The organism is Marinobacter changyiensis, from assembly GCF_009193265.1.
Taxonomy (GTDB): domain Bacteria; phylum Pseudomonadota; class Gammaproteobacteria; order Pseudomonadales; family Oleiphilaceae; genus Marinobacter; species Marinobacter changyiensis.
The window spans coordinates 11,884-35,483 of sequence record NZ_VZZZ01000003.1; the positions used below are offsets into that span (position 1 = coordinate 11,884).

Below are 23,600 nucleotides of genomic sequence, written 5' to 3' on the forward strand. Positions count from 1 at the left end.
AATCACTCCTGCCTTATTGTTAGTCCATCGTAGTATTTTACAATGACAAAAAGTTCAGCTTGGCAATCCGACATTCCTAATATTTCTGTATAGGTTTCTTTATTTTTTTCAATCAAGCTTTTTAATTCACGAGATTGGTCGCGGTCTAGAAGCATCATCCCATTTTCTTTGTAAAAGTTGTCCCGCAAACAGCAGGAGCCATAACACATTAACTTCATTGAGTTTTCTATTGGGAAGGGGGTGCCGCGTAAACGGCTCCACTCAGGATTTCCAATAACTATCGGTCCTGGTGCCCCTTGTGAGGTTTCATCTCCGCCAAACGACGCCACTTGAGCGATCGATTGGCTGGTAGAAATGATCAATGCGAAAAGACCAGCTTTGGTGAGTATACGAGCCAAGTGATTCACGGTTTATGTTCATCCCTGATGCGATTTGATTCATCGAATATTAAGATTAGACCGCCTTTTATCAGATCGCAAAAGTTCCCCTTTCTGCACCCGCCGACCTATTTTAGCGCTTGCTTGTGTAGATTGTGCTGTTGGACCGTTATCACATTGCCTGTAAGACATACTGGCTGCCTGGCTACGCCGGGCTTAGGTCATTTGCGGGAGGGGCTATTTTGCTTTCGGTAGGTCGGACCACCGTGTTGTATAGGCGGGTGACAGAAGGCTTCGCTTCATTGACCAATGCTTCTTTGCACCCTGGCCGGCAAACCAAACTTTGGATGAGCCCTTCTGATTGATTTTGTCCAAGTTAGCCGTGAGTTGAGCGTTCTGATTGTCGTCTTCGGGCTCACTAAATAACTCTTGCTGAAAGCTCCCGGCTTCCCGAAAATTTCCCAGCATGCCCCCTGCCTCGGCGTATCTCGGTCCGTCCATACAGATTTCATCGAGGAGGCGTATGGCATTTTCTGAAATCACCCGTGTATCTGATGTTGGGAGGCGTCAGTACCGAGGCCTTTGAGCGGGCCTCCGTTCGAGGCTGAGGCGTGTCATGGTTACCAAGGGAAGTCCAACCATCAATCTATTAATCCTAAACAACAAATAAACGTTCCATGTTCGAGGCCTTTTAATTAAAGCTGAATAATAGTATATATTTAATTGCTTTGCGCTGTGTCGCCGTATTGCAGGAAGACAATCACTACAATAAGGATAACTCCATGGCGACACGACACTTATTGTGCGTTCACGGTATCGGCGAGCATGCCAATAATTGGATAGAAACGTTTGACGACGGTGACATCTCCCTCAAGGATCTGTTTCTTGACCGCTGGAATAATTTACAAGACTCGCACAATTATCTGCCTCGACATGATATTCAACTGCACTCCATTCACTACGACGATGCCATCATCAGGCTGCTCAATAACTGGGAAGAGCAGCTGACAAGTTTGTCTTCTGGCTTGGCTGACATACCGGACTTCAAAAAGCACAAAGCCTTCTTTGATGACGTCATTGAAAAATCGAAACTGGTCAATGATGACCAACAAACCTATTTACAGACCCATCTGCTGGATCTGCTGCTGTTTGCCGGACTGTATTCCGTTCAGCACAGTATCATCGTCAAGGTCGGCAATCAGATCGGCGACATCATTCTGAATCACGTCGACAGAAACAGGGGCGATGAAGTCATAGTTATCGGTCACTCCATGGGCACTGCCGTCACCGAGAAGGCCTTAAAAGCCCTGTTCAATGAGACGGTCACCGTCGACAGCCTTCGATACAAGCTGAAAGGCAACGATAAGCTGCTGGCTGTGATGCTGATTGCCAACATCAGCTATACGCTAGCCAGGGACAGAAGTTCCTTCTACCAGAGCATTTTCCGCCCCGGCACCGGAGAGACGCAGATCATGAATCATCTGCTCAACGTCAACCACAAACTGGACGTCGTCGGGCAGTTCCTGGCGTTCGACCCCTATCGATACAACCCGGATTGGATCAAAGCCAAACACCGCGAGCGCTATCATGATATTGAAATCTCCCGGTTAACCTCCAAGAACGTACACTCCATCAATCACTACTTCCGCGACCCCAGAGTCTATCTGCCGCTCTTCGAAATTTTGGGAGGCAGACCTATCTCCAAATCGGTCACAACCTCGTTGTTGTCAGACTTTGACGCGCAAACACCCGTGGGAACCTTCAAGTCATTCCAAACCTCCCTGGAAAATATCGACGTCACCAACATTGCCTCCATGAAAGAGTTCTATGACAAGGCAGTGAAACTGCACCAGCGGATTAAAGAATTCAGACAATAGGGCAGGACGCCATGAAGATATTAACGATCCTCCTACACAGATCGGTTGCCAGTCTGCTGGTTACCCTCCTGACCATCATCTTCTGCCCGGTTTCTCAAGCGGAAGAATGCGAATACACACTGCCGGCACCGGCCGACCAACAAGCGTTTATACGTAAAATTCAACCCTACCTTGAGTCCGACTGCTACCAGAGTGACCCCTCTGACGGCGCAACTGTGATCGATGAACTCAATCGCTTAGAGATCTGGCGCGACGAGACCTTTAATTATTTTCAGGCACAAAAAGCATTCCTAGAGCGAAAAGACGCGTTCAAAGCGATTAAAAAAGAAGTAGTGCAAGCTGAATCCAAGGGGAAGATTAGCCCCTCAGGAGCAACGGAGCTGAACACGGTACTGGATCAAATGATTGCTCGATCCCAGATCACCTACGAGCGCCTAGTCACGCTCTCCCCCCCAGCCCGCAGCTGCGACACCATGACGCTCGGTAATATCTGGAATGGCAACCCCTTGAATAGCATTGATCCAGAGGCGCTTAAGCAGGGGTGCCGGTCCGGTTTCCCACCGCTCGCCCACCTTGATCTACTCAACACCCTCGAGGCGGCGTGCACGGATTCTGACTGTCAGACCGAGTTCAGTCTCGTGAGGAAACTGGGTAATCAGTACAAAATGGCCCAATCTTTATCGAATGAAATCGTGAGACCCGGTTCTGAGGCCGTTTTTGCGAAGGTCAAAGAAAAAGACGCCTTGTGGGACGAATTTTTTTACCAATCCCGTCCGATGCTTCCGTGGGAAATCTGGGCTACAGATAAGGTAGAGAGATGGCTAACCAAACGATTTGAAGAGAATAAAAACTTTGAGGAAGGCTACAACACCCCCCCAAAAACTCAGGTGATTCTGTTTCACCCGGGCATCGGGTACGAATGGGTGGACACGGCCGAAGCCGCGCACAAGGGCGAAGTGAGCCTGTATGTGGAGGTGTTGGGAATCAACCGGTGGCGCGAACAAGATCGAGTGTTTGGATACGTTTCAGGGGTCTCGGTGGTGGCCGCTCTGTCCGACCGAGTCAGGGTCAATAACGTGGGGGGAGGGTTGATGTTAACCCTCGACAACGACTACCAGGTCGGCGTCAATTATTACGGGGACGGTGACATCGGCGTGGTGGTCAGTATGAACCTGATGAACCTGTTCCGAGACTCCTATGTGAACGCGGTCCGTAACTGGAAATAGTCCCAAGCGATGGAGTGGATAAGGGGCACGGCACACACGCCGGCGAAGGGCCGGCGTCTTGCAATCCTCGACTGGACTTACTCCGGTCCACTAGACACTCTTGGCCTATGATTGGACTTTCAAATCGACCTTGCCTCATCGGGTTAGGTCTGCATAGACTCTACAAGTAATAGCTCTATCCTAGGTAAGAATTCAGATCAGGGACTCGAACTGAGATTTACCTATTCACGCTGTATAGGATTCGGTGAGCCACAAAACAAAACCAACAGCGTGAGGCCGTCATGAAACGACTCATCCTTTGCTGCGATGGCACCTGGAATACCCCAGACATGGAAGATAACGGGGTTACCTCTCCCACGAACGTTTTCAAGTTCTATAACCTGCTGGCCAAGCACGACGGCGATGGCATCGAGCAGCGGCGATATTACCAGCCGGGTGTCGGAACGGATGGATTGGTGGACCGCAAGTTAGGTGGTGCCTTGGGCATGGGCTTGGATGAGAAAATTAATGATGCTTTTCTCTGGCTTGGTCTCAATTATAAACCCGGTGATGAAATCTACATTGTCGGTTTCAGTCGGGGGGCGTTTGTTGCGCGCTGTCTGGCCGGTTACTTGGGAAAGGGCCTGATCGACTTCCGAAAAATGTCCGTCGACAAGGTTAGAAAGACGTTGAAGGCGTGCTACGACGAGGTTTACAAGAACCGGTCAGATGACCCGTGGAATGGGATAAAAGGGGTCAAGCTGTTTGACCCGAGCGACTGGGGCGATAGTCAAGTCCCAATCCGCCACCCAGAACGAACGATCAAGGTCAAGTTTGTCGGGGTTTGGGACACCGTCGGGTCGCTGGGCATCCCAGATGACCTTGAATTGATCGACATGCTTTTAGAGAAAAAGGACCGCTGGGAGTTCCATGACCGGAATCTTGGCTACCATGTCGAAACCGGGCGACACGCAATGGGTCTTGACGAAATGCGCGCCTGCTTCACCGTTACCCACTGGTCGAATACACGAGGCACCAGAGCTTTTCCCAAACATCCGGACATATTGGAATCCTGGTTCCCGGGGGTCCACAGCGACATAGGAGGCGGGTACTCCGATGACTCGCTGTCATCAGGAACCCTTTTGTGGATGATGGAGGAAGCTCAGAAAAAGGAACTAGTGTTCAAAGAAGGTGCGCTGGACTCGGTGAAGGAATGCTACGACCCCCTTGGCGAGATCCATAACTCCTTTAAAGGCCTATTTGCCATGTTGCCCTCTCGCCCGCGTAATGTTCCGTCTCTGGCGAAGCCCTCTATCCCGACTAAAGCGACTGTCAGGGTCTCAGACGCCGTTTATCTTCGGCAGGAGATGGTTTGCCCGAAGTTTCCATCTTATCGTCACGCGGTCGAACTGGCTCCCGATGAATCGTCGGAACCCGTGGACGTTTTCGCCGAGCAACGATGGAACTACACCGGCATTTATCTCCGGAAAGGAAAATATTATTTCGAAGGCTCTGGATTATGGATGGACGGTAAAGACGTTTGCGATTGGAAAGGAACGGAAAATGACCAGCACACCTTCGGGGATGGTATTCGATGGGCCGCAGGCTTGCTCGGTAAGTTGGAATCGGTCTGGAAGACGGTTACCAATGACGAAAAGGCCGACTTTGCGTTTACCAAACGATGCGAAAATGTCGACTGGTTTCGCATGGTGGGCTGTATTGCTAATGATAATGGCACTGACAAGGATAAAGTGGTGGCCCATGACGGCTCACCAGAGAAGCACCAATACATTGACTTGACAGAGCATACGCGAGGAAAAAAACCTCTGGAAGTTAAACATCCGGGATACTTGTATGCCTTTGCCAACGATATCTGGGCAAGGTATGAAAACAACGACGGAATCATCCGACTCATCGTTCATCGGCTAAAGGATTGACGTTGACCGGTCGTAGTGAGCCCACCACTTAAGGAAAGCTTATTAGGTCTTCTTGAAAATGGCGTTGTGATCCAGGTTTGGACGGGAGGTGGCGTTGCGCTTTAATAAGAATTCAAACTAATAAGCTGTTATACCGATAAAACTAAGGAGGGAAACATGTCAAACGATAAGTCTATCTCTATTAAAACATTGTTGGTTTCTACAGCGCTGACTGCAATCGTGGCTGGGCTGACCCTGACCCCGTATTAGGTCCACCCAGATTTGGAAAAGTCCGGCTCCAATGGTTTCTGTTTTCTTCGTGAAACCGCATGTTTTCTGGCGTAATCCGAGGGCGTGGACCACTCCAATGCAGAATGGGGACGAACTTGGTTATAGAAGGTCCTCCATGCCTCGATTTTCTGCTTGGCGTCCGCCAATTGACATTGTTAGACATTATTTTCGAGTCCTATTCATTACCCCCCAAGCACACGAATTCTAAATTCAATATTTTCTATACGTTGCGATAAGGTGCGCTCCTTAGCCTTAATAGATTCCATTTTTTTTGAAGTTCAAAATGCTCCTGGTATGAAATTCCAGAAGAAAAGTCACGGTTCCTTATTTGTGCTATTTGCATTCTTATTCTTTCTATCTCAGCCTCAGGGGCAGATACGCTTTGTAGTCTTTCTATTTCTTCTCTGAGTCGACCAATGATTTGGTTCCTACTATCTTCAGCCTGTTGAAATGACAAAATATCTTGATTTACTTGAGTTTTTTCTACTTGGACTTCATCAAGTTCCAGCTTAGTTTCACTGAGAGCATCTTTTAATTCTAAAAGCAAAAATTGATTAGGTCGTTGTGACTCAGTTTTCGTAAACGCACCTTCTACTAGCAACGTGACAGATTTACCTATTGCAATGGAAATTAAAGTCAAAAGGAAGACGACTAAAACAAGCTGTGCAGTTCTTTTTTTGTTTTCCTTAAGCGCGACAAGCCAGGCGTTGATTTCTTCATATTTCATCATTGGGATCACCTAGTTGACCCTTTTCCCATAGTTCGGTAGCCAGCCGCAACTCTCGAGCCGCATGTGCCTGCAACAAAATTATGACTCACCCAATCGGGACCTGATGGTGGCGAGAGCTTTAATGAGCTCGCCATCATGATCTGAATAGGGTGGCAAATATTCTGCAATGGGAACCCACCATGACTCCTCACCAGGAGCAACAACCGCAGCCTGATCATCGAGCAACATAGCGTCAGAGCGGGCACAGCGGGCTCTGTGCTTTAACGTACCCGTGGGATGGATAACAGATAGGTCAGCGAACCAAGCTGGCGCTGCTCGCTCTTCAATCAACAGGGTCCGAATGGCATCGACTTTTTCAGTGCTGACCGAAGTGTATAGCATCAGGTCACAGACTTCCGACACGCTCTCGAGAAACGCGTAGAGACCTGGCCGGGGTATTTGCGAGACCGCATTGCTGATGAGCGTCCCTTCGAGATCCAGGCAGAGCATTGTGTGGTTTTGTCCGTTCATGACCGCAAACTCAGTGTATTGCGCTCTTCACGCTGGTTGGGTGGGGGATGCCGCCCCCCCGGAAAGAGGTCCAGCGTAAAAAACCATTCATCTTTGCCACATTAGACTAGAAGTTTTCAAAATCCTGACATAGACTGTAAGTTCTGTAAAGTATTGTTTTAAAACAATATATTTTTAATTGTGGAATATGAAAAGCCTCGGCAGCCTTCTAGCTAAGCTGCAAGCATGACAGACCAGTGAGTAAAGATATGAGCACGAAAGCTTCAATTTCCAGCGGCCCGAATTACCACCTCTATTTCCAAGAGCTGCTCAGCGCGCAACCGAAGTCGGTTTTTTTAGAACTGAATGATCCGCAGGAATATCGAGTCGAAAAAGAGACGTTCAGAGGCAAATCCTGGGATGTACTTGTTGTTGAAATCTCATCGGAAGACATGGACAAGATCGCGATTGATTGGATCAAAAAGAGAAAACTCCAAGGTGCCGTAGGGGGACCTGTCGGCGCAGAGTGGGGCAGTTCAGACTGCCTTTGGGAGTAGTGGTGAGAATTGTTTGCATATCTGACACCCACAGTCGGCATGTTGATATGCCGCAGATTCCAGGTGGGGATACGCTGATTCATGCCGGAGACTGCACGGGTAACGGATCCTTGCCTGCTCTATATGACTTCACAGGATGGTTCGGATCCTTGCCTCACAAGAGCAAGCTTTTGATTGCTGGTAATCATGATTTTTGCTTTGAACGGTATCCGGAATGGTCTCGGGAAATGTGTAAGAAAAACGGAATCGTTTACCTTCAAGACGAACAAGTCACTATTCACAAACTTGTCTTTTATGGCTCGCCTTGGACACCTGTCTACAGGCAGATGGCGTTTAACGCGAGTGAACCCGAAATGTTCGAGCTCCGGGCAAAAATTCCCAATTCAACGAATGTCTTGATCACCCATGGACCTGCATTCCGGATTTTCGACTTCGTACCGAACGACGCAGAGCATGTCGGCTGTTTCCCGCTGGCTCAAAGAATCGATGAGTTGGCGAATCTCAAGGTTCACATCTGTGGCCACATCCACGAAAGCTACGGTTATGCGATTCGAGAAAGCGACGGTTTAAGGTTTGCGAACGCGAGCACGTGTGACAGCCGCTATCATCCAGTCAACCCTCCAATCATTATCGACATATGAGACGTGTGGGGGCGGCACTGAAGGAGTGGAATATCGTGAAGAGACCACAGACCGATCAGGAGCACAGATGAAGATTGTGTATATCGATATGGACGATACCTTGTGTGACTTCAAGGGCGCCTTTTTAAAAGCGTTAAGGGTGAATCCGGCCATCCAGTACCCTCAGTCCCAGTATCGTTTCTTTGCCAACCTTCAGCCAATAGAAGGTGCAATCGAAACAGTGAGGGACTTGATCGCTTCGGGTGAATACGATCCTCACATTCTGTCTGCCCCAAGCATAAGAAACCCTCTCAGTTACGCTGAGAAGCGCGAATGGGTAGAGGTCCACATCGGATACGACTTTTGCGACAAATTGATTCTCTGCGCTCAGAAGGGGCTTCTCAAGGGACATCTGCTAATAGACGACAATATTAAGGGAAAGGGCCAAGACCTTTTCGAAGGGGAGCTTATTCAATTTCGCAGTGGCGCCTACCCGGACTGGGCGGCCGTTCGCAATCGTCTTGGGATCTAGGATAATTTGACCCGAGAGCGATCCGGCAAGTCGTCACCAAGATTCAGGATTCGTCTTTGATCAGGCGTAATCTTATCTTCAAAGGAGTGAGCCTCTCCACAATGTTGAGTGGTAGCATGATGGAAGAACCACCATATCCTTTTGGGCGCGGGCGAGTCGTTCTATCGTGTAGTCGGTGATTGTCCACTGATATCGGTAAGGAATCAGATCGTTTTTTTGCAGAATTTTACCCACCAACTCATTTATTTTGCTCCGGCCAACACTTGCAGGGTCAGGATCTATGGACCAAATACGCTCACAGTCACACTTCAAGATCGCCGGACACCGCATGATTCTTTTCAGTCTATTCTGAGGCAATGTTAAGCTGGTTAGTCGAGTGTCGGCCCAATACTTCGCTCGAAGCTGTTTTTTTTGTTTTGTTACCTCCAATAGATCTGACGGATGATCAGGAAAGCAGAACGAATGTCTCTGGGAGTATGTGGTTTGGCGAAATCGCACATTCTCGTCAGCCGTTTGATCGTAGATCCATGCTGCAAGACCAACGAATTCACTAAAGGCCATGTCAGTGGATCGTAAAAAAAGCCACCGCTCAAAGCTCGCCGACGGACGATAGAGCTTGCCATGATCGCCTTCGATATAGACGCCTTGCGGAATTCTGGGATAGGTGGTGTAGCCAGTGAACCGACACAGCTCGTGCTCCCCAGGTTGCCCACCAAAGTCAGGCCTGATCAGTTTAAGTGTGATGGCTTGACACCAAAAACTGAACGCCAGACACAGCATACAGGGTGGCGAACCCTCTCGTATCTGTTCTGGACGGATCGCCCGGATATCGTGCCAGTTGAGGGTGTGCTTGATGCCAACGAGGTCACGCTGCCAACGAAGGATACGGCGGAGGGCTAGGCCGACAAAGGAGATCAACACCGATTTTGGGGCGATATAGGGTGGTGCGTTCTCGCTGTCGTAGCTGATTCCATGAAATAGAGGTGGATGCCAGCGGGTGAGGCACGTTATCCGAGTTTTCAACGGTTGGTCAACTGTTACTACATTCAACTTTTTGAGCCGCCGGTTATGTGTGCCGCCCCGCTCTTGTGACTCAAAAGCCACATAGAATGAATGTTGAACGTATGGTTGTGTAAACAATGGACGCTCAATACCTACTGTAGGCCTCAATTGCTGATAGATATCCAGTAGCGCTGGATATAACTGAGTTTCTCTGGTGTTTTCGCACGAGACCAACCACTTATCAAGCCATGTTAGATTGCGATACACAGCTTTTTTTAGGCTAAGGTGCCCCAGTGTTTCGTAGGGCGGGCTTCCGCAAGTCTGACAATGGGGACTCCGAGCAGTGAGAGCATGGTTCCAATATTCACCGCAATCAGGACACTTCTCAGAAAATTGGGTGTGGTGAATGGGGCATAAACCAAGTGCAGGCAATCCATACACCGCAGGGTGAAATAACTGCTTCGCGCACGCAGTACACTGCCTGACCCGGAAGCATAAACTGAAGGGGTGGGATGGATTTAGCTGCTCAAAGCTGTCCGCTGACTCAAAGCGCCCGACCCTCTCATAAAAAGCCTTGTATTTGAATAAGCTCAGGGTTGGATTGGCAACCATCAAACGCCTCGCAATGGCGTACCTGCTCTGGAGGGGGTGGGCTAAGGTATGTCCCTGATTCATGATCGTATTGCAGGGCGTTGATTTCTGATGTTCAGGTTTCATTAACTGATTACCTCAACGTTGAGAGCTTTTACAAAGTCGTCTGCCACATGGGTCAGCAGAATGGCCTCTTGCAGAAGCTCGTCCTCAATATCTTGCCAGCCATAACGGGGTAAGAGATCCGTCACCAGGATGTTTAGGGTACCGACCACATACTCCAGCCCCCATGAATCCAATTCACAACCCTTTGCGATCTCTGCATAGATTCTCCAAAGGTCTTTAGAGAGGCACGCCAGACGCCAACCGGCTTTGACCGCCTCGGGCAGGAAAGCGGCGCAATAGGTCGGGCCGTTTTCGGGGTAACGCAGGGTGTCATACTGTTTCATCAACGCCGTCAATTCAGTTCGATTGCGGATGCCATAGTATTCGTCGAACCGTTTAAAAAAGCGACCCCGGATTCGTCGGTATTCGTCTCCGGTCATGTGCCCCAAGAGCCTTAGGGCCTCGGCTTTGTTGCCGATAAACACGGTCATCATCGTTCGATGCAGTTGATCCAATCGATTGAACATCTCCGCAAACGCATTGAACTGGCGTGGCGTCAAATGATCGAACTCATCAACGATCAGAACCGCGGTGCGCACACCGGCCTCGACCTGAAGATCACAAACATGGGTTAAAAATTGCTCTGACAGGCGATCGGCAGTTGCACGGCCGGCAATTGGTAATTGTTGGTCAATACAGGCTCTGCGAGAGACTTCCGCAATGGTCTTGGTATCACGATCGACGATCGATATGTAAAAAACAGGCACTGCACGTCCGTTTCGCAACCTCAATCGGTTGTTAAGGGATCGGGCCGCCCAGCTCTTGCCGATGCGGGGCGCCCCGACGATAAAGCCGCCGGTGGCTCCACTCCAGAGCCATTCCGTCAGGATCCCCACCAAGTGTTCAAAGGCGGGTGTTTCGAATTGCACGGCTTTCAGCTCCAGCAAGGGATGAGTAGACGTGGCATACACTGTCGGGGTTGTCATCGGTAACCTCCCGGATTGAGATCGGTAGACCAGTATCGAGGACGGCGGACCACTGGGTTGTCCGGGCTAACTTTCCTCTCACTCTGGCTTGGTCCTGCTGCCCGCACGCGTGTCTCTACACCCTTTTCAGGCGCCGGTTGGTGCCAGAGTGACGTCGGTAAGCCAAATCCACCGACAAATTCTTGGTAGGTCTCCAGAAAATTTGCGACATCACTGGGGTGAGCTAATTGGTTTCTTAGTTGGTACAAGAACTCGGTCAGTGGGTCGGGGCTTCTTCGGATGAGCTTTCGATGATGCTTGAAGAGGTACTCTCTTGTCGCAATGCCATGCGCGTAGGCACGCCAGTTGCCCGGGCAAAACAGAGGACCTAATGCTTGCCCGTTCGTCCGAAAGGCCTCTAGTTGACGGATATCTCGGCGGTCATACCGCACCAACACCTTGGTTTCATTTGCGGGCAGTGCGAGCAACCCCGCCCCCTTGTAACGCAGGTGCCCGAAGTCGATGTAGGCCTTTCTTTGGGATTTGGACAAGTCATGTACGACCTTTTCCTCAACGCCGTGGAAGGGATTCCATAGTTGGCGCTGATCATCACCGACATCCACGAGATAAGCGCGTTCACTTTGGTGCCGTACCACGTCCAACGGCGTTGCCGAACCCAGATGGGCACGGGGGCGGTGGTTAGCATCCGCCAGGGTAACGTACAGGGCGTCTTCGAATTGAGTTAACGAGATTATTGGTACCGCTTTGCGATTCTTGGCCGATTCCCGCTTGGGATCGGTCACGCTTGAGCCGCTCGTAGAGGCAAGACGGTGGCTTAGCCTCTGATTGAGTCGGTTGAAGGCTGTTTCAATGGCTCTCCGGACAGTGGGGGATTTCGGTCGACCATAGTTGAGTGTGGCCCCCAGTTCCTGGGTGACAAACGACTCGACGCTATGCGCGTGGTGCATCCAGGCGTTGTCCATTGCGATCGTGCGAGGCAGCGGAAGCGGTAAATTCTCATCTAGGTTCGGGAAACCTGAGCCAGGCGGAAGTTCAAGACCTTCGGTGTGCAGGGCGCGCGGAGACCAATGCGTGACGCACTGGTGGAGTAATGCCAGTAAGTAGTTCTGGTTTGGCTTACTCGTCAACGCCAGCTGAAAGCCGAGCACACAATCGGTCTCCGCGTCGATGGCCGCGAGCACAGTGAGTCTGGATAATCGAAGCGGTGGAACTTGATCTGAGAACCGAATCTCAACCCCAGCTGTTGATTGTTCGCAATCGATGACCTGCTCATCGATTTCGATTCGATCGTAAAGCCAGCATTCGTTGCTGGGCATGGGAAAGTGTGTGAACGCAACATGCCTTGACTTGCGCGCTTGGCAAAACATCACCCAGCGCATCTGTAAGTCACGCCGGACCGACTCGTAAGCCAGTGAGACGGTTGTATAGGGATAAGCGTCCAGGGGCCAGTTCGCGCGCGCCAGCAGGTTTTTGAACAGGTTGTGGTAGGCTGACGGTGAGGGCACTTCCGCCCAGGGTTTGTCTTTCAGACGAGCCAGCAGCATCTCATCCAGTCCTACTCGCAAACCTGGCACGTCTTGCAGCAGTTTCGCAAAGCGACCCCGAGCGGGTTCAGCACCATTATTCGCTATCACCTGATGAGGGACCAGCCCCTGAAACAAAGCGGGGGCCGTATCTGACGACCCACCGAGACACCGATTCAGTAACTGGGTGACTCGTCCCAAGCTTATGCCCTCGGCTTCAGCGACCGTTGCCAAGTGTTCACCGCTGAGGACTGCTCGGACGACGCGCGTGTTGCGCAGATAAATTCTGCGGCGTTTTTGGGGGATCAGCAATGGGTCCAGTTGAGGCCATGCGGCGACGTTGATCAGCCGCGGCTCCTGCCGGAGGCGAGCACGCCAGGTCAGTGACATGGTTCCAGCTCCGTATCATAACCAAAGCGATCGTTGGCGAGATTGGCAGTCAGTTTGCCCTGGTGCAACAGACGCAGCAGGGCAATCTCCTGCGGTCGGGACGAATCACGATCAGAACGCGATACGCGGTCGCCGAACCGGATACCGCCATAGCGAATTACCGTCTCAAGAAGCTCCTGTTCCCACTGTGTGGTATCAAGATCCTGATGGCACACCAGCATTTGCAGGATCATCAGCCAATTGCAGGCCTCGGTGCGCCGGGTCAGTATGGCTTCGTTGGGGATCACCACAAAGCGCATGCGATGGATCCGGAAAAATGCTTCTAGGGCTTGTCGCCGATCCTCATCGAACTCAGCTCTGGGTTTAAGCTCCACCACGTCCACCTGGCCATCGCGCACCACATAGCAGTCCGGAACATAACGGCGTCGTTTACCAATCTTCAACATAAACGGCTGCGGCACGTATTGGGTGACGGCCGGATCGCCTTCCAGCAGGGCCGCGTGATAGTACTCTGCGATGGAGTGGAACTCGCAGGGGTGAGGGTGTTTGAGCATCTGGGCGACCCGAAAATCGGTCGCCACGCGTAAATTGAGCTTGGTCTTGTGCTGACAAGGGGTTAGGGAAGCGGTTGAGACGCTGACCTCTTGATTAGGGTTCTCGGGGAGTCTCATCAGGAACACCTCTCAACACAGTTAATCTCCGACAGGGCGCGTGGTCGCCATGGATTCGATAAGACTCAATCCATAATATCCGTTCGTGATCCCTTGCTGCGTGATGTCAGTTTTAACTTCTTCAATGTTTTTCCAATCATCGTTTTCGTCTTTATAACGCGTTTATTCCGAGTTGTGAATGTAGGAGGCAAATGCATAAACAATGAATGGTTTGTCTGCTTAATAATAGAGTGCAACATTTCAATATTTATAAATATATAATTAATTACATGTCAATTTATTAATTAACACTATGGAATCGTTACATTTCAGGAATTAAAATAAATAACGACTATAGGTGCATGATCTTAAATGTAAATAAATCGTAAATATTTTAGCGTTTATAATACGATCAAACTTTGCATGAAGTGAGACAATTTATAGGTTTTCTATTTTTTTATTATGTGGTCTTTTTAAAAGGGATAATGGCTGATGGCAAAATAACGCAAAGATTAATTCGTTAAGGGCTTAATAAAAAAACAGTCTATAAGTTTTCCTGAATGAGCGCCTATAAGCTCGAGGTTTTTAAAGTTGGATCAGCCGTCGCCTGAGCGTGAGGTTTGCAGGCAAGGCGGAATGAGTTGCAAAAGGGACGTTTAGAGTGACGGGAAAGGGGGAGGCTAGCAAAACCCGAAGTCGCTGAACCCTGAATAGTCTCATGACCACGGGATATGTTTTGTGGGGCACCCCTACCGCTGCATCGTCGGTGTTGGGGTCGACTTCGGTGTCCCTAAGCTCAGGTCTAACCGATCAGGCATTGCTTACGATTCAGAACAGTGCAACTAGGGATCAAATTGACATTTGCCCCTAGTTCGTCAACCAGACCCCGTTTCTTGCGATTTTCCCGGCTGTTGCCATACTGAAAGGGTCGGAACAGGGCGCTTATCGGGCCCCATAATTCCACCCCAAAATTGACAGAACCCCGGAGGGGAAATGTCAAAATCCATCACCAGCGCGCGCTCATTTCCACGAGAGCGACCCAGCAAAGGTCCGTTTGGATTCGAGGAGCGGCCCCTGGTGTCGTTCCCGATCCAGCGCGTCGAGATCGACTGGGACCGACTGATTGCCAAACGGCCCATGCTGCTCGAAAGCCTGGACACCATGCCCAAGTACCTGCTCAAGCCCGAGGTGCTCGGCCTGCTGGAGAGCGAATCGCACCCCATGCACCGGCTGATCCTGGATCTGATGTGGTGCACCGGCGCACGGGTCTCCGAGGTGCTGGCGATCACCCCGGCCAGCTTCATCGACGACGGCTACGACTTCGGGGTGATGCTCAAGACGCTCAAGCAAGGGGCAGGGCGGCCAAGCAAACGCAGCCTGCAACGCTCTCCCAAACGGTTTATTCCCATCTTGGATCGGGACTTTCAGACCCGGATCCAGAGCTACCTGTGGATGGGGAAGTTCCGGAAGGACGAGCGGATTTTTCCGATCACCCGCCAGGCGGTCAGCGCCAACATCGATCGGCTGATCGAGCAGGTAGGGGGAGAGCCGCCGTTCAAGATCGGGTGTCATACCTTTCGGCACAGCTTTGCGGTGCACCTGCTGCTGCACGGACGGCCATTGAAGTTTGTGAGCCAGTTACTCGGTCATCGGAGCGTCGAGTCCACGGAGGTGTACACGAATGTGCTAACGTTTGATGGAGCGCACTTTTTGGAAGGCGTAGAGTTTCATTGAGCGTACATAAATAGCCCAGTGCGCCATTTGATACATATTCCAATACAAGGTTGTTGAATCGTAAATGCACATCTCAAAGCTAACTCTCGTTAATTACCGCAATTTTGCCAATGCTGATTTTCACTTTGAAAAAGGCGTGAATACAGTGATTGGCGAAAATGGGTCGGGTAAGTCCAATGTGCTGAGGGCACTGAGACTGCTGCTGGACGACAACATGGTTCGAGCTTCCCGGAGGCTCGACGCAGAGGACTTCCATCGGGGCTTGGGCTCTTGGAAGGGCCATTGGATCATCATCGGAGTTGAATTTCAGGAGGTTAGCCAAGATGAGGCGATTCAGGCTTTATTCATTCATGGGACCGGAGTCGGACAACCTGAGGGACTGGTAGAACGAGCAACATATAACCTGATCTTTCGTCCAAACAAGCAAATTAGGATGAATTTGGCCGCGCTAGATTCATCTGATTTTGATGGAATGAACGCAATTCTTGATCAGGTAACCATCGACGATTATGAAACAGTATTTACTGGGCGGAGCACAGCTGATTTTTCTGATCCGCAGACATACATGCGCATCGTTGGAGACGTCGAAAACGCCACATTCAGTAATGAAATCGAGTTCCCTGAAATAGGGGCGCGAATTCCAGGCACTTTGTCAATCACCAAGGAAGTATCATTCACGTTCATTCAGGCTCTGCGTGATGTGGTATCTGAGTTCTATAACAACCGAACAAATCCACTGCTCACACTTTTGAAGAGCAAGAGCGGACAAATCGATCAGGAGCAATTCCAGCCGATTGTAGAGCGTGCGCAGCAGATGAATGCGGAAATCGAAAACCTGGATGACGTGCGAAAAGTTCATGAAGATATTGTGGAAACAATACATGGAGCCGCAGGACAAACCTACTCTCCCTCCTTGTTGGCAATAAAGTCGGATCTTCCAGATGAAGCGGACTTATTGTTCCAGTCTCTAAAACTGTTTGTCGGCGAGTTCGACGAATCCCACGAGGGTAAAATCCAAGAACTGAGTCTTGGTGGTGCCAATCTCATCTTCTTGACGTTAAAACTTCTTGAGTTCAAATATCAGCATGAGCGTCAGGCGCTCGCAAATTTCCTGCTAATAGAAGAGCCGGAGGCCCATCTCCATACGCACGTTCAGAAAACCCTATTCGATCGAATCGGCTATGAAGGGGCGCAGATAATCTATACAACACACTCGACTCACATCTCGGAGGTTAGCAACATAAGTAGCGTAAATATTGTGGGACGGAATGGCACGACCTGTGAGGCTTTTCAGCCCTCTACGGGGCTTACCCCTGAAAAGATCGGGAACCTGCAACGTTACCTTGATGCTGTTAGAAGTAACCTTCTGTTCGCTAAGAGCGTGGTTTTGGTTGAGGGCGACGCAGAGGAAATCCTCATTCCAGTTATGGTGAAGAAGGTGCTTGGCGTAAGCTTGGATGAGCTCGGAATCAGTCTAATTAATATTGGCAGTACTGGTTTTACCAACGTCTCTGTGCTGTTTCATCAGACCAGGGTCCGGCGGCGTTGCGCTATCATTACCGATTTAGACGCAGCATTCATGAACCTTGAGCCTCAGCCAGATGATTCCCCGGATGTAGTGAATTACAGAGCGAAACTCCGACGTGCTCAGGTCTCAGGGGCGGGTCGCAAGGCATCTCTCGATGCTCACAGCGCCGGTAATCCCTGGCTGCAACCGTTTTATGCTCCTCACACATTTGAAGTGGACTTCGTGGCGTGCGGCAATTCTGAAAAGGTTGCTGATTCCGTCGATGATGTCTATTCAGATCCCGCGACTCGTGTCACATCAATTGCTGAGCTGAAATCAGGGGATCCCGCTCAATTCGGAAAACGAGTGCTCACAATGGCCAATCACGAAGGTAAGGGCTGGTTCGCAATACTTTTGGGCAAGCGGATCGATGAGAGAACTACGATTCCCGAATACATCCGAAAAGCAATTATATTTGCGCACGGGTCTTTCTCAACCGAGCTGATGTTTAGCATTCTCAAGCACAGGTTGGCGGTGAACAACCAGGGCTGGAACCCAATGCCTCCAGTCCTTCACGCCTTTTCGCAACGGCTAAACGAGTACCGATCGGGAGAGATCGAGTTTAACGCTATCAGTGAAGAGGCTCGTGTAGCGTTACCTGACGATCAGATTTTGGCCTTTCTTTGGGATCTGGCATGACCTTTGTTTGGACTGAGTCCGAGCTGACGCCGGAACAGTCTCAGGCAGTCCGTGAAGAAAATAGCTTAATGTTGGTGGCATGTCCGGGCAGTGGAAAGACTAGGACGCTCACTTACAAGATTGCATATGAACTGTCGAGGTTAAAAGGCGAGCGACAGTTTATTGTCGCATTGACATACACAAATAGAGCGGCCGATGAAATCCGCGAGCGTATTGAAGGGCTCGGTGTCGACACATCTCAGCTTTGGATAGGAACGATCCATTCTTTTTGCCTAGAGTGGATTTTAAAGCCCTATGGTTTGTACGAGCAGGGTTTAGCTCAGGGATTCCGTGTCATCGACAGCTTCGAGCAAGAACAGATTTTGGAAGAACTCTGCCGCACTCAGTCAGGAATTACCTATTGGGATTGCGGATACTATTTCAACGAACAAGGATATGTTTTAACGTGCCGTGACCAAAACAAGCACGAGCGTCTAAAAGCTATTTTTGCACTCTATTTCCGGCGCTTGGCGGAGAACAGGCAAATAGACTTCGAGCTGATGCTGTATTACTCGTCCCGCCTAATCCAAAACCAGCCTTTTATTGTCCAAATCTTGGCTAATATCTTTCCCCTGATCCTTATAGACGAATACCAAGACACGAAGCATATTCAATACACCACTGTAGCCTCAATTGTCAGGGCTGGGGCGGGCCAGACAAAGATATTCGTTGTCGGCGACCCGAACCAAGCCATCTTCGATTCTTTAGGTGGTTTTGCGATGGAGGTCGAACAGCTTCGCCAGCTGTGCGGTGTTCCATTAACGGAGCTTGCGCTTACTGAAAACTACCGTTCTACGAATCGGCTGATAAGCTATTTTTCGCATTTCAACGTAGCAGCAACCAATATTATCGGAGCATCTCCCGACCGAGCGTTTTCAAGCAACATCAGCTACGACATGACCTTGGACCGAGATCAGCTCGAAACTGAGTTAGTGCGGCTTATACGGCTCTATGTAGGTCAGGGCATTTCACCAGATCAGATCTGCATTCTGGCTCCTTGGTGGGTACTTTTAGCGGGAGTTACGCGGCGACTTGCAGCTGCTTTGCCAGAATACGAGTTTGACGGTCCTGGAATGGTTCCTTTCAGTCGGGACATAGAAAACTTCTGGTACCGCTTGTCACGGATCGGGCTAACAAATTCGTCTCCCTCCCAGTATGTCCGCCGTTTGCGATGGGCAGGTCAAGTCATCAGAGACCTTGAAAACGAAGGTGTTGACACAGCAGAACTCTCTGCAAAGCAGCTACTCCGAGAGAGCAATTCAATTCAAATAGATCAAACGGACGGTCTACTGTATCTCGGAGATTACTTTGACGCTTTGATGAACCGTCTAAACATTGATTGGAAATCATATCCTTTGCTGTCAGAGCATCACACGGCCTTTTTTGACAGTTCTGCTGCGAGAATTGATCGACTTCGGAGGGAAGGCACAGCCTATATAGCTGGTATCGACTTCTTCCGGAGGGTGTTTAGGCATCGAAGTGGAGTTACCGTGAACACGATCCACGGGGTCAAGGGTGGTGAATTCGACGTCGTAATAGCATATGGCATGCTCCAAGGTATGGTCCCGCATTTCAGCGATGAAGCGGCGGGGGACGGCGGTGTTACGGCCGCCAAAAAGTTGCTTTATGTCATTGGTTCGCGCGCCCGAAAACATCTTCACCTTATCTCGGAGCAAAAGCGAGCGCGTGGCAGATATGGGGTTTACTCGACAACAGACGTACTTCTGGGACTGAATTTCGATTACGACATTGTCTAGCAATGTGTTGATATTCGGAAAAGCTTAAGTTGACAAGTAGTGGAAGCCAGCCTGTTGCAGAGCGTCCTTTAGTGATTCCTCAGGAGGCTCTTCATAAATTAACGTTGTGGAGGCCGAAACATGGCCGGCGATTTTCTGAGCGACTTTTACCGACTTCTTTTGCCCATGAATGATGTTCGTCATCAGAGTCCGACGACCGCTATGGGAGCTGGCTCGTTCGATTCCAGCCCATTGCCGCTGCATGAGGGATAAGTGTTCTTGTAGAGTGTTAGGGGAGTAGGGGCCTCCTTTTTGAGTTAGGAAGAGAGGATCGCTCTTTTTAACCGAAGGGTTTTTGGCAAGGCGGATTGAGAGATATTCTTCTATGGCAGCTCTCAATGCACCATCATTCATTGGAAGATCTCGGGATTTACCTCGATGTTTTTTAACTTCTGGGTAGAAATCTCCAGGCTTAATCTCAGCACCAGCCTTCGCCATAGTCTCAATACGCCTTACAAGTTGGTCGAAATCATGCACGCTGAAGCTTATTCGGCGCCGATGGTATGTTGATCTAGACCGCTTTAGTGCATCGGCGCCCTTTGTGTAAGACGCAGGCAACGCAAGGATTTCTTTGAGCTTGAACGAACGCTGACCAGAGATTTCGGGGAGTAATTCTGCAACGTCCTTGATTTGAAGTAGTGCGATCTCCTGGACTCGTAGTCCCAGCTTGAAGCTAATCTGTATAAGCGCAGTATTCTTTTCCGCGTAGCGATGATCCTGGACAACGCTTAAGAGATGGACGAACTGCTCGGGCGTGAGTACGCGTGCCTGGCCGGTTTTGCTCATCAGATAAGCTCCTGGTTAGCCGCTTGGATGTGCGAGGAGGGTGCAAAGATAAAATCCGTAATAATGTTATTTTTACGGATTTTGGGTTTTCGGATAAAGATTTTATGTGCCAGGTGTTGTCTGATGAAGGCTTCAGAGGTTACCCATGCCTCCATCATTCTAAGCGACGTAAGCCGCGTCTATGTAATTGTAACGGTGCGGAGTCGTCAGATACGGCTCCAAAACCTGGGCCATGGTCCTACCAACTTCGACATTGCTAGTGCCGTCGCCGATACTTGTGAGTGTATGTTTGAAATATGCTCCAAGCGAAGGAGGAATCATGCCTGCACTCATCCGTAAACAGGTATCGTTGTCGCTGCAAAATCTATCCAAACTCCGGGAGTGGGCTCATCGTTACGACCTCTCCGAGTCGGAATTGGTGCGCCGAGCCATTCAAGCTTACGACCCTGAACGGCAGCTACCATTTTGTATCTCCAAAGAGCAGGAAAAAGCAGCTGACGCCTTGTTAGAGCATATCCAGATAGAACTAAGGTCAGCCCTGAAAGCCGTCGAAGGCACTAACGCGCGGGTTAATGAAGCATTGGTGAGCCTTAGTGATCCGGAAAAAAGGACAGCGATTGCCTTGGAAGTCCAGCAGGAAATCGATGAAAACCCGGGTTTTCTGGATGAGGTGACATACCTGATGGCTGGGGCTGAGAAGAACTCTGGAGAGCGTTCCTGATTAGTGCCAAGGGAAGCGTAACGAAGATAACGCCGAAAATTTTGATTGACTGCTCAGGTTGCACTACAACGATAAAGCTCAATATTTCCGCTCTTGTTTTACTTCAGCACAACACCCAGTTATCGCGAAGTCGTTCATAACCTCAGTTGGGATCCCTACAACCAGGTTGTCGAAGACATCGTTCCGCGCTATTTCCTTTTTCAGGAAAACTCACGAAGCCCCCCAAAAATAGGTTCTTCGATTCAGAGTCCAGATATTCCTGGAAACAGAGGTGGGGCAACTTTCGCCGCCTCTTATCGATCCGTTCGTACTCATGGTAATTCTCCTAACCGGACTCAGCTCTGAGATGGCGAAATAGCGGCCAACATCAGCGGTATGAGCGTGCGAATAGCGATTCTAGACAGAAAACCGTAAAATCACATAAAATCATAGAGATAGCCTGGTGGGCGACGAATTTAGCACTTTCTGTGAAAATTTAGTACTTTCTGTGGCTATTCTTTAGCACTTTCTGTGGTCGTCCAATCCTTAGGTCTAACATCGACGCCAGCTTTCCTGCATTGCGCATAATGTATATTATGTTAAATGAAATATACTGATCCATCTATGTAATCGTCTCTTATCTAGAAGTATGCCCCATGCCTATGCAGATACTGATAGACAACCTGCTGACATGAGGTAAAAACTACTGCCTGTTACGACGGTAACCTTACCTTTGAGCCGCTCCAAAAAAATCCTCCTTGATATGATCGTGGGCTTGCCGGTGAACGGGAAAATAGTCCATCGACCTGTGGTGTTTTCCCAGCCATTGGATCAGTGCCAGGACTGTGAAATCGTCATTTTCAATCTCATCAAAATCGACCCCTAGACCATCGTCTGACTTGCGGACAACATGGGCTTTAAGCTGACGAAACTGGTTTTCGTGTTTATCAGGAAACCGAAATCCGATTTCCAGGGTCTGGTTCAGCTGAGCGCCGGTGTAGTCCGTAGCAATAAAGAGCCCCCGCTTTGATGCGTCCCGGATCTGACCGATTGCCACGGGCATTCCGCGTTTATAAATCAGCAACTCAAGCTTTCCATCTGTGCGTTTGCTCAGTCTGTGTTCCATTGTCCCCCCTTGGGATTTCGTAAGAATGCCAATTTTTGACATTGTCTGTACGGTATACCACTAAGGGTTGAGCTTTTTTGATGTTGATCAACAAACGCCCTGACTTCACGGCAAACGTCCAGGCCCGATTGTATAATAATTAAACGATCCTACACTCCAGGTTAGAAGGTGTTCCCGGAGAACCATCCGGCTGGTGTCATCGGTATGGAGGCTGTCCCGCGAGTGAGGCTGGCATCACCACTTCATTTCAGATTCTTAGGAGGACTTTCGTATGGCTAACATTACCCGCTGGAACCCGATCAGTGAGCTTGATGACCTGATGAGCCGTTATAACCGGCTACTTGGCCTGACACCCGGCAGCGAAGGGCCGGGAGGAAAAGACCTGTTCAGCAGCAGCGACTGGACGCCGGCCGTGGATATCAAGGAAACTCCGGAGGCCTTCAATATCGAGGCGGAACTACCGGGTATGTCCAAGGACGACGTCAAAGTCACAGTACAGAACGGCGTCTTGAGCATTCAGGGTGAACGCAAGCACGAGGAAGAGACCAAGGACAAGAAACAGCACCGCATTGAGCGGTTCTATGGCCGATTCCTGCGTCGATTTACCCTGCCCGAAAACGTCGACGAAAACAGCGTCCAGGCCAGTTTCAAGGATGGCGTTTTGTCCCTGACATTGACCAAGGCCGAGCCCGCTGAACCCAAGGCCATTGAAGTGGACGTTCAGTAAACCGGCACAACCAGAAACGGCAGAGCCGGGCTCAGTTCCCGGTCTCTGTCGTTGGTATCGTCAGGCTCCTTCCACATACCACTCAACGGCCATCCGGGTAACAGCCGCCGCCCCGATGCCCATGGAGCCACCGGTTACTGCTGCCACTTTGCCTTCTAATCTGTTCATAGCAATGGGCCCTGCGTCAGTTAGCCTGGCGGCGAACGGAAAAATACTGCCTCTGCATGTAATGCCGTTCCAGCCATTGAACCAGTGAGGCGATGGTGAAACTGTTGTTTTCAACCCCCGAAAAATCTACACCCAGGCCATTGTCCGCTTTGCGAACGACATGGGCCTTCAGCTTCCGAAACGGATTTTCCTGCCTGTCGGGCAAGTGAAACTCCAGTTCAACTGTCTGGTTCAGCTGAATATCATCAAAATCGGTGGCAATAAAAAGTCCGTGCCTGGAGGCGTCTTTGATCAGTCCGGTGGCGACCGGTATTCTCCGCTTGTAAATCAGCAGGCCGAGTTTCCCCTGTACCCGTTTACTGAGTCTGTGTTCCATTCCCCTTCCCCTTGATGCGCACTCAATCACCTGATTGAAACCTAGTGTCAGTTGTATCGAATTAAAGACACCTCCCATTTGATCATGATCAACAACTGATC

General features: G+C 50.0%; 22 protein-coding genes. 11 read left to right on the forward strand and 11 right to left on the reverse strand.

Annotated features, from left to right (window positions below):
* Nucleotides 1-2 precede the first annotated feature (2 nt).
* Nucleotides 3-407 (reverse strand): hypothetical protein, encoded by a 405-nt coding sequence (locus tag F6Y09_RS08815; RefSeq protein WP_152206573.1) that lies wholly within the window; start codon nt 405-407, stop codon nt 3-5.
* Between the two features lie 207 nt (nt 408-614).
* Nucleotides 615-878 carry a DUF4113 domain-containing protein gene (locus F6Y09_RS20835; RefSeq protein ID WP_425481838.1) on the reverse strand — a complete coding sequence of 88 codons (264 nt, stop codon included), beginning with the start codon at nt 876-878 and terminating at the stop codon, nt 615-617.
* A gap of 281 nt (nt 879-1,159) precedes the next feature.
* On the opposite strand from F6Y09_RS20835, the gene F6Y09_RS08825 reads away from it, so the two are divergent.
* The 3 genes from F6Y09_RS08825 to F6Y09_RS08835 all read left to right on the forward strand — a co-directional run bounded on the left by F6Y09_RS08825 (nt 1,160) and on the right by F6Y09_RS08835 (nt 5,396).
* A complete protein-coding gene (locus F6Y09_RS08825; RefSeq protein ID WP_152206575.1) occupies nt 1,160-2,254 on the forward strand; it encodes a hypothetical protein in 1,095 nt (364 codons plus the stop codon).
* An 11-nt stretch (nt 2,255-2,265) separates the two neighbouring features.
* Nucleotides 2,266-3,480 (forward strand): hypothetical protein, encoded by a 1,215-nt coding sequence (locus F6Y09_RS08830; RefSeq protein WP_152206576.1) that lies wholly within the window; start codon nt 2,266-2,268, stop codon nt 3,478-3,480.
* A gap of 281 nt (nt 3,481-3,761) precedes the next feature.
* Nucleotides 3,762-5,396 (forward strand): DUF2235 domain-containing protein, encoded by a 1,635-nt coding sequence (locus F6Y09_RS08835; protein WP_152206577.1) that lies wholly within the window; start codon nt 3,762-3,764, stop codon nt 5,394-5,396.
* Between the two features lie 245 nt (nt 5,397-5,641).
* Here the strand turns inward: F6Y09_RS08835 and F6Y09_RS08840 are convergent, their stop codons facing one another.
* The 3 genes from F6Y09_RS08840 to F6Y09_RS08850 form a co-directional block, all read right to left on the reverse strand.
* Nucleotides 5,642-5,812, reverse strand: coding sequence for an integrase core domain-containing protein (locus tag F6Y09_RS08840; protein ID WP_152206578.1), 171 nt, complete (start codon nt 5,810-5,812; stop codon nt 5,642-5,644).
* Between the two features lie 74 nt (nt 5,813-5,886).
* Nucleotides 5,887-6,396: a hypothetical protein gene (locus tag F6Y09_RS08845; protein ID WP_152206579.1), complete on the reverse strand. Its 510-nt coding sequence runs from the start codon at nt 6,394-6,396 to the stop codon at nt 5,887-5,889.
* Between the two features lie 78 nt (nt 6,397-6,474).
* A complete protein-coding gene (locus tag F6Y09_RS08850) occupies nt 6,475-6,906 on the reverse strand; it encodes an NIF family HAD-type phosphatase (RefSeq protein ID WP_152206580.1) in 432 nt (143 codons plus the stop codon).
* A gap of 248 nt (nt 6,907-7,154) precedes the next feature.
* Between F6Y09_RS08850 and F6Y09_RS08855 the strand changes: the two genes are divergently transcribed.
* The 3 genes from F6Y09_RS08855 to F6Y09_RS08865 all read left to right on the forward strand — a co-directional run bounded on the left by F6Y09_RS08855 (nt 7,155) and on the right by F6Y09_RS08865 (nt 8,594).
* A complete protein-coding gene (locus F6Y09_RS08855; protein ID WP_152206581.1) occupies nt 7,155-7,442 on the forward strand; it encodes a hypothetical protein in 288 nt (95 codons plus the stop codon).
* 2 nt (nt 7,443-7,444) lie between these two features.
* Nucleotides 7,445-8,083, forward strand: a complete 639-nt coding sequence (locus F6Y09_RS08860) for a metallophosphatase domain-containing protein (RefSeq protein WP_152206582.1) — start codon at nt 7,445-7,447, stop codon at nt 8,081-8,083.
* A 67-nt stretch (nt 8,084-8,150) separates the two neighbouring features.
* Entirely contained in the window at nt 8,151-8,594 is a 444-nt protein-coding gene (locus F6Y09_RS08865; protein WP_152206583.1) for a 5' nucleotidase, NT5C type, read from the forward strand.
* Nucleotides 8,595-10,312: 1,718 nt separating this feature from the next.
* Here F6Y09_RS08865 and F6Y09_RS08870 read toward each other — a convergent pair.
* Genes F6Y09_RS08870 through F6Y09_RS08880 form a run of 3 tightly spaced genes read right to left on the reverse strand, consistent with a single transcriptional unit; the run spans nt 10,313 to nt 13,862 of the window.
* Nucleotides 10,313-11,278 carry an ATP-binding protein gene (locus F6Y09_RS08870; RefSeq protein WP_152206584.1) on the reverse strand — a complete coding sequence of 322 codons (966 nt, stop codon included), beginning with the start codon at nt 11,276-11,278 and terminating at the stop codon, nt 10,313-10,315.
* On the reverse strand, nt 11,275-13,191 hold the full coding sequence (locus tag F6Y09_RS08875) for a hypothetical protein (protein WP_152206585.1): 1,917 nt from the start codon (nt 13,189-13,191) through the stop codon (nt 11,275-11,277). The genes F6Y09_RS08870 and F6Y09_RS08875 overlap by 4 nt, the downstream gene beginning before the upstream one ends.
* Nucleotides 13,182-13,862, reverse strand: a complete 681-nt coding sequence (locus F6Y09_RS08880; protein ID WP_152206586.1) for a TnsA endonuclease N-terminal domain-containing protein — start codon at nt 13,860-13,862, stop codon at nt 13,182-13,184. The genes F6Y09_RS08875 and F6Y09_RS08880 overlap by 10 nt, the downstream gene beginning before the upstream one ends.
* A 972-nt stretch (nt 13,863-14,834) precedes the next feature.
* Here F6Y09_RS08880 and F6Y09_RS08885 point away from each other — a divergent pair.
* From F6Y09_RS08885 to F6Y09_RS08895, 3 genes are all read left to right on the forward strand, one after another.
* Nucleotides 14,835-15,575: a tyrosine-type recombinase/integrase gene (locus F6Y09_RS08885; RefSeq protein WP_152206587.1), complete on the forward strand. Its 741-nt coding sequence runs from the start codon at nt 14,835-14,837 to the stop codon at nt 15,573-15,575.
* A gap of 64 nt (nt 15,576-15,639) precedes the next feature.
* Nucleotides 15,640-17,781: an ATP-dependent nuclease gene (locus F6Y09_RS08890; RefSeq protein WP_152206588.1), complete on the forward strand. Its 2,142-nt coding sequence runs from the start codon at nt 15,640-15,642 to the stop codon at nt 17,779-17,781.
* Nucleotides 17,778-19,577, forward strand: coding sequence for a UvrD-helicase domain-containing protein (locus F6Y09_RS08895; RefSeq protein ID WP_152206589.1), 1,800 nt, complete (start codon nt 17,778-17,780; stop codon nt 19,575-19,577). Before F6Y09_RS08890 ends, F6Y09_RS08895 begins: the two co-directional genes overlap by 4 nt.
* Before the next feature lie 24 nt (nt 19,578-19,601).
* On the opposite strand, the gene F6Y09_RS08900 is transcribed toward F6Y09_RS08895, so the two are convergent.
* Complete coding sequence (locus F6Y09_RS08900) at nt 19,602-20,402, reverse strand: site-specific integrase (RefSeq protein ID WP_152206590.1); 801 nt, start codon at nt 20,400-20,402, stop codon at nt 19,602-19,604.
* A 319-nt stretch (nt 20,403-20,721) separates the two neighbouring features.
* Between F6Y09_RS08900 and F6Y09_RS08905 the strand changes: the two genes are divergently transcribed.
* On the forward strand, nt 20,722-21,123 hold the full coding sequence (locus tag F6Y09_RS08905; RefSeq protein WP_152206591.1) for a hypothetical protein: 402 nt from the start codon (nt 20,722-20,724) through the stop codon (nt 21,121-21,123).
* 706 nt (nt 21,124-21,829) lie between these two features.
* Here F6Y09_RS08905 and F6Y09_RS08910 read toward each other — a convergent pair.
* Nucleotides 21,830-22,228 carry a PilZ domain-containing protein gene (locus F6Y09_RS08910; RefSeq protein ID WP_152206592.1) on the reverse strand — a complete coding sequence of 133 codons (399 nt, stop codon included), beginning with the start codon at nt 22,226-22,228 and terminating at the stop codon, nt 21,830-21,832.
* 271 nt (nt 22,229-22,499) lie between these two features.
* Here F6Y09_RS08910 and F6Y09_RS08915 point away from each other — a divergent pair, with 271 nt between their 5' ends.
* Complete coding sequence (locus F6Y09_RS08915) at nt 22,500-22,955, forward strand: Hsp20/alpha crystallin family protein (RefSeq protein WP_152206593.1); 456 nt, start codon at nt 22,500-22,502, stop codon at nt 22,953-22,955.
* 184 nt (nt 22,956-23,139) lie between these two features.
* Here F6Y09_RS08915 and F6Y09_RS08925 read toward each other — a convergent pair whose 3' ends face one another.
* Nucleotides 23,140-23,499, reverse strand: a complete 360-nt coding sequence (locus F6Y09_RS08925) for a PilZ domain-containing protein (RefSeq protein WP_152206594.1) — start codon at nt 23,497-23,499, stop codon at nt 23,140-23,142.
* Nucleotides 23,500-23,600 lie beyond the last annotated feature (101 nt).

Excerpts from the sequence above, each read along its gene's own strand:
- F6Y09_RS20835 (WP_425481838.1), bottom strand. The coding sequence starts at position 878 with ATGGACGGACCGAGATACGCCGAGGCAGGGGGCATGCTGGGAAATTTT.
- F6Y09_RS08825 (WP_152206575.1), top strand. The coding sequence starts at position 1,160 with ATGGCGACACGACACTTATTGTGCGTTCACGGTATCGGCGAGCATGCC.
- F6Y09_RS08830 (WP_152206576.1), top strand. The coding sequence starts at position 2,266 with ATGAAGATATTAACGATCCTCCTACACAGATCGGTTGCCAGTCTGCTG.
- F6Y09_RS08835 (WP_152206577.1), top strand. The coding sequence starts at position 3,762 with ATGAAACGACTCATCCTTTGCTGCGATGGCACCTGGAATACCCCAGAC.
- F6Y09_RS08845 (WP_152206579.1), bottom strand. The coding sequence starts at position 6,396 with ATGATGAAATATGAAGAAATCAACGCCTGGCTTGTCGCGCTTAAGGAA.
- F6Y09_RS08850 (WP_152206580.1), bottom strand. The coding sequence starts at position 6,906 with ATGAACGGACAAAACCACACAATGCTCTGCCTGGATCTCGAAGGGACG.
- F6Y09_RS08855 (WP_152206581.1), top strand. The coding sequence starts at position 7,155 with ATGAGCACGAAAGCTTCAATTTCCAGCGGCCCGAATTACCACCTCTAT.
- F6Y09_RS08865 (WP_152206583.1), top strand. The coding sequence starts at position 8,151 with ATGAAGATTGTGTATATCGATATGGACGATACCTTGTGTGACTTCAAG.
- F6Y09_RS08870 (WP_152206584.1), bottom strand. The coding sequence starts at position 11,278 with ATGACAACCCCGACAGTGTATGCCACGTCTACTCATCCCTTGCTGGAG.
- F6Y09_RS08875 (WP_152206585.1), bottom strand. The coding sequence starts at position 13,191 with ATGTCACTGACCTGGCGTGCTCGCCTCCGGCAGGAGCCGCGGCTGATC.
- F6Y09_RS08880 (WP_152206586.1), bottom strand. The coding sequence starts at position 13,862 with ATGAGACTCCCCGAGAACCCTAATCAAGAGGTCAGCGTCTCAACCGCT.
- F6Y09_RS08885 (WP_152206587.1), top strand. The coding sequence starts at position 14,835 with ATGTCAAAATCCATCACCAGCGCGCGCTCATTTCCACGAGAGCGACCC.
- F6Y09_RS08890 (WP_152206588.1), top strand. The coding sequence starts at position 15,640 with ATGCACATCTCAAAGCTAACTCTCGTTAATTACCGCAATTTTGCCAAT.
- F6Y09_RS08895 (WP_152206589.1), top strand. The coding sequence starts at position 17,778 with ATGACCTTTGTTTGGACTGAGTCCGAGCTGACGCCGGAACAGTCTCAG.
- F6Y09_RS08900 (WP_152206590.1), bottom strand. The coding sequence starts at position 20,402 with ATGAGCAAAACCGGCCAGGCACGCGTACTCACGCCCGAGCAGTTCGTC.
- F6Y09_RS08905 (WP_152206591.1), top strand. The coding sequence starts at position 20,722 with ATGCCTGCACTCATCCGTAAACAGGTATCGTTGTCGCTGCAAAATCTA.
- F6Y09_RS08910 (WP_152206592.1), bottom strand. The coding sequence starts at position 22,228 with ATGGAACACAGACTGAGCAAACGCACAGATGGAAAGCTTGAGTTGCTG.
- F6Y09_RS08915 (WP_152206593.1), top strand. The coding sequence starts at position 22,500 with ATGGCTAACATTACCCGCTGGAACCCGATCAGTGAGCTTGATGACCTG.
- F6Y09_RS08925 (WP_152206594.1), bottom strand. The coding sequence starts at position 23,499 with ATGGAACACAGACTCAGTAAACGGGTACAGGGGAAACTCGGCCTGCTG.